Source organism: Sphingomonas sp. CCH9-F2 (assembly GCF_001556735.1).
Classification (GTDB): domain Bacteria; phylum Pseudomonadota; class Alphaproteobacteria; order Sphingomonadales; family Sphingomonadaceae; genus Sphingomonas; species Sphingomonas ginsenosidimutans.
On the sequence record NZ_LSJO01000470.1, the window covers coordinates 1 to 8,908 of the forward strand.

Annotated in this window: 10 protein-coding genes and 2 tRNA genes; 7 read left to right on the forward strand and 5 right to left on the reverse strand. The window is 69.6% G+C overall.

Annotated elements, in window-relative coordinates; all coding sequences use genetic code 11:
* A partial coding sequence (locus tag AX685_RS13000) for an outer membrane protein assembly factor BamD (protein WP_066489326.1) occupies positions 1-779 on the reverse strand: 779 nt, incomplete at its 3' end.
* Between the two features lie 120 nt (positions 780-899).
* Between AX685_RS13000 and AX685_RS13005 the strand changes: the two genes are divergently transcribed.
* The 4 genes from AX685_RS13005 to AX685_RS13020 all read left to right on the forward strand — a co-directional run bounded on the left by AX685_RS13005 (position 900) and on the right by AX685_RS13020 (position 4,194).
* Positions 900-1,727, forward strand: a complete 828-nt coding sequence (locus AX685_RS13005) for a class I mannose-6-phosphate isomerase (protein ID WP_066489329.1) — start codon at positions 900-902, stop codon at positions 1,725-1,727.
* 88 nt (positions 1,728-1,815) lie between these two features.
* Positions 1,816-2,496, forward strand: coding sequence for a PAS domain-containing protein (locus AX685_RS23355; RefSeq protein ID WP_066489330.1), 681 nt, complete (start codon positions 1,816-1,818; stop codon positions 2,494-2,496).
* Between the two features lie 62 nt (positions 2,497-2,558).
* Positions 2,559-3,746: a glycosyltransferase gene (locus AX685_RS13015; protein ID WP_066489331.1), complete on the forward strand. Its 1,188-nt coding sequence runs from the start codon at positions 2,559-2,561 to the stop codon at positions 3,744-3,746.
* A gap of 31 nt (positions 3,747-3,777) precedes the next feature.
* Positions 3,778-4,194 (forward strand): DUF983 domain-containing protein, encoded by a 417-nt coding sequence (locus AX685_RS13020; RefSeq protein ID WP_066489334.1) that lies wholly within the window; start codon positions 3,778-3,780, stop codon positions 4,192-4,194.
* Positions 4,195-4,249: 55 nt separating this feature from the next.
* Here AX685_RS13020 and AX685_RS13025 read toward each other — a convergent pair whose 3' ends face one another.
* The 4 genes from AX685_RS13025 to yajC all read right to left on the reverse strand — a co-directional run bounded on the left by AX685_RS13025 (position 4,250) and on the right by yajC (position 7,640).
* Entirely contained in the window at positions 4,250-4,636 is a 387-nt protein-coding gene (locus tag AX685_RS13025; RefSeq protein ID WP_066489337.1) for an Mth938-like domain-containing protein, read from the reverse strand.
* Positions 4,636-5,610 (reverse strand): protein translocase subunit SecF, encoded by a 975-nt coding sequence (gene secF, locus AX685_RS13030; RefSeq protein ID WP_066489343.1) that lies wholly within the window; start codon positions 5,608-5,610, stop codon positions 4,636-4,638. The genes AX685_RS13025 and secF overlap by 1 nt, the downstream gene beginning before the upstream one ends.
* A gap of 88 nt (positions 5,611-5,698) precedes the next feature.
* Positions 5,699-7,300, reverse strand: a complete 1,602-nt coding sequence (secD, locus tag AX685_RS13035) for a protein translocase subunit SecD (RefSeq protein ID WP_066489346.1) — start codon at positions 7,298-7,300, stop codon at positions 5,699-5,701.
* 1 nt (position 7,301) lies between these two features.
* Positions 7,302-7,640, reverse strand: a complete 339-nt coding sequence (gene yajC / locus AX685_RS13040; protein ID WP_066489348.1) for a preprotein translocase subunit YajC — start codon at positions 7,638-7,640, stop codon at positions 7,302-7,304.
* A 152-nt stretch (positions 7,641-7,792) separates the two neighbouring features.
* Here yajC and AX685_RS13045 point away from each other — a divergent pair.
* From AX685_RS13045 to AX685_RS13055, 3 genes are all read left to right on the forward strand, one after another.
* A tRNA-Pro gene (locus tag AX685_RS13045) sits at positions 7,793-7,869 on the forward strand.
* A gap of 86 nt (positions 7,870-7,955) precedes the next feature.
* Positions 7,956-8,032 (forward strand) — tRNA-Arg (locus tag AX685_RS13050).
* The coding region (locus AX685_RS13055) for an ArnT family glycosyltransferase (RefSeq protein ID WP_156445800.1) at positions 8,005-8,908 on the forward strand (904 nt) is incomplete at its 3' end. The genes AX685_RS13050 and AX685_RS13055, both read left to right, overlap by 28 nt.

Below are 8,908 nucleotides of genomic sequence, written 5' to 3' on the forward strand. Positions count from 1 at the left end.
GGCTTGGCCGGATATTCCTGCATCAGCTTGTACGCGCGGGCATACCAGTCGCTGCCCGGATAATTGGCGCCCAGCACCGCCGCGGCCTTTTCCGCCTCGCCGCGCACGCCCAGCGCCAGATAGGTCTCGGTCAGGCGCATCAGCGCCTCGGGCGTGTGGGTGGTGGTCTGATACTGGTCGACGACGCGGCGGAAACGCAGCGTGGCGGACAGCCACTGGCGACGCCGTTCGTAGAAGCGGCCGATCTCCATTTCCTTGCCCGCCAGATGGTCGCGCACTAGGTCCAGCTTCAGCCGCGCATCGGCGGCATAGCGGGTGGTGGGGTAACGGCGCATCAGTTCGCCCAGCGCGTCCTGTGCCTGGGAAGTGATCTTCTGGTCGCGGCTGACGTCGCTGATCTGCTCGTAATAGCTGAGCGCGACGAGGTAATAGGCATAAGGCGCATCGCGGTTGCCCGGGTGGACCGACAGGAAGCGCTGCGCCCCCTGGATCGCCTGGGTATAGTCGCGGTTCAGATAATAGCTGAACGCGCCCATCAACTGCGCGCGGCGTGCCCATACCGAATAGGGGTGCTGGCGCTCCACCTCGTCGAACAGCGCGGCCGCTTCCTTGTAGCGGCCCTGGTCCAGCCGCTTCTTGGCCGCCGTATACAGCGTGCCGACGTCGCGCGCGACATAGGGCAGGTCGCCGCGATTGCGGTTGGTGGCGCAGCCGGCGATGGGAAGCGCGAGCGCGGCGAGAAGCCCCAGCGTGAGCGGGCGGAAAAGGGGGGTACGCATTGACCCGGCTCTTAGCGTAGAGAGGCGGGGGCGAACAACGGCTTTTGCGCATGCGGAGCGCAAGCGGCCGTTGCGCGTTACCGCGACCGTCCGCATCACCTGCCGAACCGAGGAGTTTCCATGCCCGCCACCCTGCTCGCCACCAAGCGCGTTGAGAAGCCGTGGGGGCGCCACCACCTCTATCCCGGCTTCCCCGATCCCGCGCCCGATGCCGAACCGATCGGCGAGGTGTGGTTCCAGTCGCCGCACCCGGAAGAGCCGGAGCTGCTCATCAAATACCTGTTCACCAGCGAAAAATTGTCGGTGCAGGACCATCCGTCCGATGAGGAGGCGCACAAGCGCGGGCTGCCGCGCGGCAAGGACGAATGCTGGACGGTGCTGGCCGCCGAGCCCGATTCGACGATTGCGATGGGGCCGCTCGAGCCGATGACGCGCGACGAATTGCGCACCTCCGCGCTCGACGGCAGCCTTGAGGACAAGCTGTTCTGGAAGCCGGTGAAGGTGGGCGATTTCTATTATGCGCATTCCGGGCTGATCCACGCGATCGGCGCGGGGCTGACCGTGATCGAGGTGCAGCAGAATTCGGATACCACCTATCGCCTGTTCGACTACGGCCGCCCGCGCGAGCTGCATCTGGACGATGGCGTCGCGGTCGCCGATCTCGAACCCTATGTCGCGCCGTCCGCGCCGGGCGAGGTCGCGCCGGGGCGGACGATCCTGGTCGAGGGGCCGAAATTCGTGCTGGAACGCTGGACCGGCGGCAACCGCGCGATCGACCTGCCGGCGGGCAAGCAGGGCTGGCTGATCCCGATCAAGGGCACGGGCGTCGTCGCCGGCGTCGAATGGAAGGCTGGCGAGTGTGTGCTGGTCGACGGGCCGGAGGCGCTGCACGCCTCGGTCGATGCCGACCTGCTGTTCGCCTACACCGGCGCGGTTCGACTAAGGTAGGGATTGACCCCCGCCCGCCCGACCATCCACATGGTTTCGGCGATAATACTCCCCGGTCGCTGACAGCGCTATCAATCCGGGGGGGAATATGTTGGGTTCCGGCGTGCGCAGCCTGATGAGCTGCCTGGTCGATGACGACATGACGATCTGCGACGTCGACGAAGGCTATGCCGCGGCGATCGGGCGGCCGCGTGAGGACGTGATCGGTTGCCATCTGCTGGACCTGATCCATCCCGATGATCGCGGGGTCTTCGCGGAACGGGTGCGGGCGTTGCGCGTCGACGGGCGAGGCTTTTCGATGACCCAGCGCCTCGCCGGCGACGACGCACAACGGGTGTGGCTGACCCATCACGTCTCGATGCTGCAACTCGGCGCCTGGCGCCGCGTGTCGATGACCATCGCCTATGAGGATTCGGGCCCCATCGACGATGAACGCCGCGCCCTGAAGCGCGCGGCGGAGCGCATCCTCGGCAAGCGGCGATTGCGCGAGCGTTACTGGGGCGCGGCGATGGTCGGCGAACCGGCATTCGACCTGCTGCTGGAACTGTTCGTGCAGGAAGCGGAGGGGCGCGCGGTCTATACCACCAGCGCGGCGGTCGCGTCGGGCGCGCCGCTGACGACCGCGCTGCGCCAGATCGCGATGCTGGTGGAGCACGGACTGGTCCGCCGGCTGCCCGATCCGATCGACCGGCGACGTGTGATCGTGCAGCTGACCGCGGAGGGAACGCGGACGATGACCGATTATCTGGCCGCGACCGAGCGGCTGTGAGCGTGCGCGCGGGACGGGCGCGTTAAAGCCGCGCTTACTGTCGTGCGGCTAACACCCCCGCCATGCTGCGCGTCCTGACGCTGTCGACCCTGTTCCCGGACGCGACGCGGCCGAATTTCGGCGTGTTCGTCGCGCGGCAGGTAGCGGCGCTGTCGCGGCGCGACGGGGTGGCGGTGCGCGTCGTCGCGCCGCTGGGACTGCCGCTTTGGCCGCTGTCGCGGCACCCACGCTATCGCGGCTGGGATGCGGTGCCGCGGCGCGAGGTGCGCGACGGCGTTACCGTCGATCGTCCGCGCTTCCGCATCGTGCCGGGTACGGGCGGGCGCTTCCATGTCGCCGCGCTGACCCGCGCGCTGGTGCCGCTGCTCGATTCGCTGCGCGCCGATTTCCCGTTCGACGTGATCGATGCGTCCTTCTTCTTCCCCGACGGGCCGGCGGCGGTCGCGCTGAGCCGCCGCTATGGCGTTCCCGTGTCGATCAAGGCGCGCGGGGCGGACATCCACCATTGGGGCCACGCCCCCGCCACCGCGGCGCAGGTACGTGCCGCCGGCCGCGCCGCCGACGGGCTGCTCGCGGTCAGCGCGGCGATGCGCGACGACATGGCCGCGATCGGCATCCCGGCGGAGCGGGTGCGGGTGCACCATACCGGGGTCGACCTGACCCGTTTCGCACCCGCCGGCGACCGCGACGCGCTGCGCGCTTCGCTGGGGATCGCCGGGCCGCTGGTGCTGTCGGTCGGCGCGCTGATCCCGCGCAAGGGGCATGACGTGGCGATCGCCGCGCTCGCCCGCTTGCCCGGCGCGACGCTGGCGATCGCGGGGGAGGGGCCGGAGCATGCCCGACTCGCCGCGCGCGCCGCGGCGGCGGGGGTGGCCGATCGCGTCCGCCTGCTCGGCCCGGTCGCGCATGACGATCTGTCGCGCTGGTTCGCCGCCGCCGATGTCATGGCGCTGGCCTCCTCGTCGGAGGGGCTGGCCAATGCCTGGGTCGAATCGCTCGCCTGCGGAACGCCGATCGTCATCACCGACGTCGGCGGCGCGCGCGACGTGGTGCGTGATGATGCCGCGGGGCGGATCGTCGCGCGCGATCCGGCGGCGGTCGCGCGCGCGATCAGCGACCTGCTGACACATCCCCCCGCGCGCGACGCGGTGCGTGCGCACGCGCTGCGCTTCACCTGGGATGCCAATGCCGCGGCACTGCACGCGCATCTCGCGGGGCTGGTTCACCTGCATCAGGCGGCGGGTGGTTGATGCCGCGCCGCCCGGCGCGCACAGCGGGGCAATGGACACGCACGATACCGACGGCGATCGCTTCGTCGACGCCGCGGGGCACCGCTGGGCACCGCTCAGCCCGCTCAGGACCGGGCCGGCGGGGCGCTGCCCGCGCTGCGGGAAGGGGCATATCTTCCGCGGCTTCCTGACGCTCCGCGACGGGTGCGAGGTGTGCGGGCTGGATTATTCCTATGCGGACCCGGCGGACGGGCCGGCGGTGTTCGTGCAATTGTTCGCGTGCATTCCCGGCGTGGTCTTCACGCTGATGCTCCAGATCCTCGCCAGCCCGCCATGGTGGGTGCATCTGCTGGTCAGCATGCCGGTGCTGATCGTCAGCACCGTCCTGCCGCTCCGCCCGATCAAGGGATGGCTGGTCGCCAGCCAGTTCTATTTCCGCGCACGCGAAGGGCGGCTGGTGGACGAGTGAGCCGGTAGGGGCGGTCGCTCCGGCGTCACCGCGGAGGCGGCCGATGCCGCCGCCCTTACGCCTCCAGCGGGTATAGCGCCGCCGCGATCTGCCGGTCTTCGGCGCGCAGGATGCCCCAGACGCGCGCGGCGGCGCGGCTGTCCATCGTCTCCACCCCGATCCCGCGTGCCTCCAGCGCCGCGACCAGCGCGCGCGGCGCGCGGCGCAGTTCGGCGCCGGTGCCGATCAGGATGAATTCCAGCGGCCCCGCCAGGATCGGCGCCAGCGCCGCGTCGTCCAGCGCCGCCAGTTCCGGCGGGGACCAGCCGTCGGCGCGCGTCGCGGTCAGCAGCAGCGCCGGGTACACCCCCATCGTCCCGTCGGGCGCATCCACCTTGAACCCGCCCGCGCCGAAACCGCGCACCAGCGGCCCGGCGGCCGGCCGGTCGCGGTCGACGCGCATCAGGTGCGCGGGCCCACGCGCTCGGCATCGCCGATGCCGCCGCCGCGCCTGGGCTTGTCGTCCGCCTCCGGCTCGGCGCGCAGCCCCAGCGAGATCAGCAGCGAGGACGAGACATAGATCGACGAATAGGTGCCGACGACGATGCCCAGCACCATCGCGGCGGTGAACCCGCGCAGCACGTGCCCGCCCAGGAACAGCATCGCGAGCAGCGCCAGCAGGATCGTGACCGAGGTCATGACGGTGCGCGGCAGCGTTTCGTTGACCGACAGGTTGACGATCTCGCGCATCTCCATCTTGCGATAGCGGCGCATGTTCTCGCGGATGCGGTCGTCGATGACGATCTTGTCGTTGATCGAATAGCCGATGATGGTCAGCACCGCGGCGACGATGTTCAGGTCGAACTCGAACTGCGTCAGCGCGAAGAAACCCAATGTCATCAACAGGTCGTGGACGATCGCGACGATCGTCGACACGCCGAACTGCCATTCGAAGCGGAAGATCGCGAACAGGCCGATGCCGATGATCGCCAGCACCACCGCCAGCACGCCGTTGCGGATCAACTCGCCCGATACCTTGCCCGACACGGTGGAATAGCGGCGGAATTCGGCGCCGGGGAATTGCTGCGACAGCGCGGCCTCGACCTTGCGCACCGCGGCATTGGTCGCGCCTTCGTCGCCGCCCTGCTGCACCGGCAGGCGGATGGTGATGGTGCGCGGGTCGCCAAACTGCTGGAGCGAGGCCTCGCCCACGCCCTGTGCATCCACCACGGCGCGCACGCGGTCCAGATCAGGGCTGGCCGCGAAGCGCTCCTCGATCATCAGGCCGCCTTCGAAATCGACGCCGAAGTTCAGCCCCTTGTACACGGTCAGCCCGACCGCCAGCACGCTGAGCAGCAGCGTCAGGCCGAACGCGAGCCCGCGCAGGCGGACGAAATCGAAATTGGTATCGTCGGGGACGAGCTTGAGCAGTTTCATAGCATTTCACCGTCACCCCAGCGAAGGCTGGGGTCTTTCTCCAACGGGGAGACCCCGGCCTTCGCCGGGGTGACGCGGGGGCGGGCGATCATATGTTGATCGTCTTCGGCTTGGCGCGGCGCAGCCATCCGGCGACGAGCATCCGGGTGAAGGTGACCGCGGTGAACACGCTGGTGGCGATGCCGATCAGCAGCACGACCGCGAAGCCCTTCACCGGGCCGGAACCCAGCACGAACATGATGATGCCCGAAATGGCGTGGGTGACGTTCGCCTCGAAGATCGTGCGGCTGGCTTCCTTGTAGCCAAGCTCCACCGACTGGACGATGTTGCGCCCGCGCCGCCGCTCTTCGCGGATGCGCTCGTTGATCAGCACGTTGGCGTCCACCGCGGTGCCGATCGTCAGCACGAAGCCTGCGATACCGGGCAGCGTCAGCGTGCCGTTCAGCAGCGCCATCACGCCCAGGATGACGAACACGTTGATGACCACCGCCAGGTTCGCATAGAATCCGAACCGGCCGTAGGTGATGAGCATGAACGCCACCACCAGCGCCACCGCGACTGCGGAGGCCAGGATGCCGGCGCGGATCGAATCGGCGCCCAGGTCCGGCCCGACGGTCGATTCCTCCACCACCTTCAGCGCGATCGGCAGCTTGCCCGATCGCAGCGCGATCGCCAGCTGGTTGGCGCTTTCGACGGTGAACCCGCCGTTGATCGCCGCGCGGCCGCCCATGATCGGCTCGTTGATGTTCGGTGCCGAGATGACCGTATTGTCGAGGATGATCGCGAACGGCTTGCCGACGTTTTCCTGCGTCGTGCGCGCGAAGCGGCGGCCGCCCTGGCTGTCGAAGGTGATCGACACCTGCGGCGCGTTGGTCTGCGGCTCGAATTCCTGCCGCGCGTCGGACAGCATGTCGCCGGTCAGGATCGCGCTGCGCCGCACCGCGATGAACGGCACGCCCGACGGGTTGTTGGGATAGGGCAGGATCTGGTCGCCCGCCGGCGCCTGGCCGCGCGCCAGCGCCTGCGGATCGGCGGTGGTGTCGACCAGCTTGAATTCCAGCTTGGCGGTCTTGCCCAGCAGGTCCTTCAGCGCCTGCGGGTTCTGCAGGCCGGGCACCTGCACGACGATGCGATTGGTGCCCTGGCGCACGATCGTCGGCTCGCGCGTGCCCATTTCGTCGATGCGGCGCCGCACGACCTCGGTCGCATCGCCCATCGCGGTGTCGACCGCCTGCGCCAGCCCGGCGGCGGTGGGGGTCAGCACGAAGCGGCTGGTGTCCACCACCTGGATGTCCCACTGCCGCTGGCCGGTCATTCCCGCGCCGGTGCCGGTGATCGACAGCAGCCGTTCGCGCGCGGCGTCGACCTGCGACGGATCGCGCAGCATGAATGACAGCTGGCCGTTACGGCTGGAAATGTCGCCGATCTCGATGCGCGGGTTCTGGCGGCGCATCTCGGTCTGCACCTGTTCGCGCATCGCCTCGACGCGCGTCGCCGCGACGTCGTTGGTGTCCGCCTCCAGCAGCAGGTAGCTGCCGCCGGCCAGGTCCAGGCCCTTGTTGACGCGCGGCAGATGGATGCCCCACGACTTGGTGACCTCCTCCGGCACGAACGTCGGGATCGACAGCGACACGAGCGCGATCAGGATCAGCCAGATCCCGGCCACCTTCCAGCGGGGAAAGTCCAGCATGTCAGTCGTTCGCCGGCTTGCCGCCCAGCGGGGTCACTTCCGCCAGCGTCGCCTTGACCACGCGCACCTTGACGTTGGGGGCGATCTCCACCTCGACGATCGTGTCCTCGACGCGGGTGATCTTGCCGACCAGCCCGCCGGCGGTGACGACCGAATCGCCCTTCTTCACACCGGCGACGGCGGCCTGCAACGCCTTCATTCGGCTTTGCTGCGGGCGGATCATCAGGAAGTAGAAGACGATGAAGACGAGGAACAGCGGCGCAAGGCTGAGGAAACCGGCGAAGCCGCCCGAGGAGGCGGCGCCGGTCGCGGATTGCGCATAGGCGGGAGAGATCAGCATCGGATTCCGTGCATGGCCATGGAGCGGCCGGGGTACGGCCGCTGGAAGGCGTTGCCGCTATCATCGCGCGGCGCGCCGCGCAACGTCGGCGTAATGGCGGCCATCATCCGCTTGCATCCTGCGCGGCCGCGGCGTAGAGGCGCCCCCTCGGTCGGGGCGTAGCGCAGCCTGGTAGCGCATCACACTGGGGGTGTGGGGGTCGCAGGTTCGAATCCTGTCGCCCCGACCAGAGATTTCCTTCCACATCGTCGGATCGCCCGCCGCGCGGCAAGCGCGTTGATTCCGGCGCGCCGGCGCGATACCGCGTCCGCGCGTGCCCCCGTAGCTCAGCAGGATAGAGCGACGGTTTCCTAAACCGCAGGTCGTGAGTTCGAATCTCGCCGGGGGCACCACAACCGGGAAGGGCGCGATGATGCAGGCGCGGAGGCGCGCGGTCGCGGCGGCGGCGGGGCTGGCGATCGGACTGGGGCTGGCCAGCGTCGCACTGGCGTGGCTGACCGGCGGGTTGACCGGCAGTTTCCTCGGCCCCGACGAATCGGCGCATTACGTCAACACGTTGTTCATTGCCGACTGGCTGCGCGCCGGATTGCCCGCGCCGATGGCGTTCGCGCGCGATTTCTATGTCCATTATCCCAAGTTGTCGATCGGCCACTGGCCGCCCGGCTGGTATGCGCTGCTCGCTCCCGCCGCGGCGCTTTGGTGGCCGGGGGCGGCGGCGGCGGCGGTCGTCAGCGCGTTCGTCGCCGGGCTGCCCGCGATCCTGCCCGCCTGGGCGCTGACGCGCGCCGGCGCGCGGCGCGTGGGGATCGCGGCGGCGCTGGCGATGCTTGTCCTGCCGCTGGTGGTGGAAAGCGCGCGCGCGTTCCTGCTCGACCAGCCGGTGGCGCTGGTGGCCGGGCTGGCGGCGATCGCGTGGCTGCGCGCGGCCGAGCGGCCCGGCTGGCGGCGGTTCCTGCTGTTCGGCGCGCTGGCCGCGTTCGCGCCGCTGGTGAAGGGCAATGGCGCGCTGGTCGCGCTGATCCCGCCGATCGAGATCGCGCTGTCGCGGCGCTGGGCGCTGCTGCGCGACCGGCGATTGTGGGCGACGGGCGCGCTGACCGCGCTGGTCGTCGCCCCGTGGTACTACGTGTCGTTCCGCATTTCGGCCGGCGGGTTCAACTATGCGCCCGGCCCGGCCTATGCCTGGCTGGCGCTGCGCAGCAATGCGGCGGCGCTGTTGGGGGAAGTGGGCGCCGCGGGCCTCATGCTGTCTCTATGGGGAGCGGCGG

Coding starts and splice junctions, on each gene's coding strand:
- AX685_RS13005 (WP_066489329.1), top strand. CDS start 900: ATGCCCGCCACCCTGCTCGCCACCAAGCGCGTTGAGAAGCCGTGGGGG.
- AX685_RS23355 (WP_066489330.1), top strand. CDS start 1,816: ATGTTGGGTTCCGGCGTGCGCAGCCTGATGAGCTGCCTGGTCGATGAC.
- AX685_RS13015 (WP_066489331.1), top strand. CDS start 2,559: ATGCTGCGCGTCCTGACGCTGTCGACCCTGTTCCCGGACGCGACGCGG.
- AX685_RS13020 (WP_066489334.1), top strand. CDS start 3,778: ATGGACACGCACGATACCGACGGCGATCGCTTCGTCGACGCCGCGGGG.
- AX685_RS13025 (WP_066489337.1), bottom strand. CDS start 4,636: ATGCGCGTCGACCGCGACCGGCCGGCCGCCGGGCCGCTGGTGCGCGGT.
- secF (WP_066489343.1), bottom strand. CDS start 5,610: ATGAAACTGCTCAAGCTCGTCCCCGACGATACCAATTTCGATTTCGTC.
- secD (WP_066489346.1), bottom strand. CDS start 7,300: ATGCTGGACTTTCCCCGCTGGAAGGTGGCCGGGATCTGGCTGATCCTG.
- yajC (WP_066489348.1), bottom strand. CDS start 7,640: ATGCTGATCTCTCCCGCCTATGCGCAATCCGCGACCGGCGCCGCCTCC.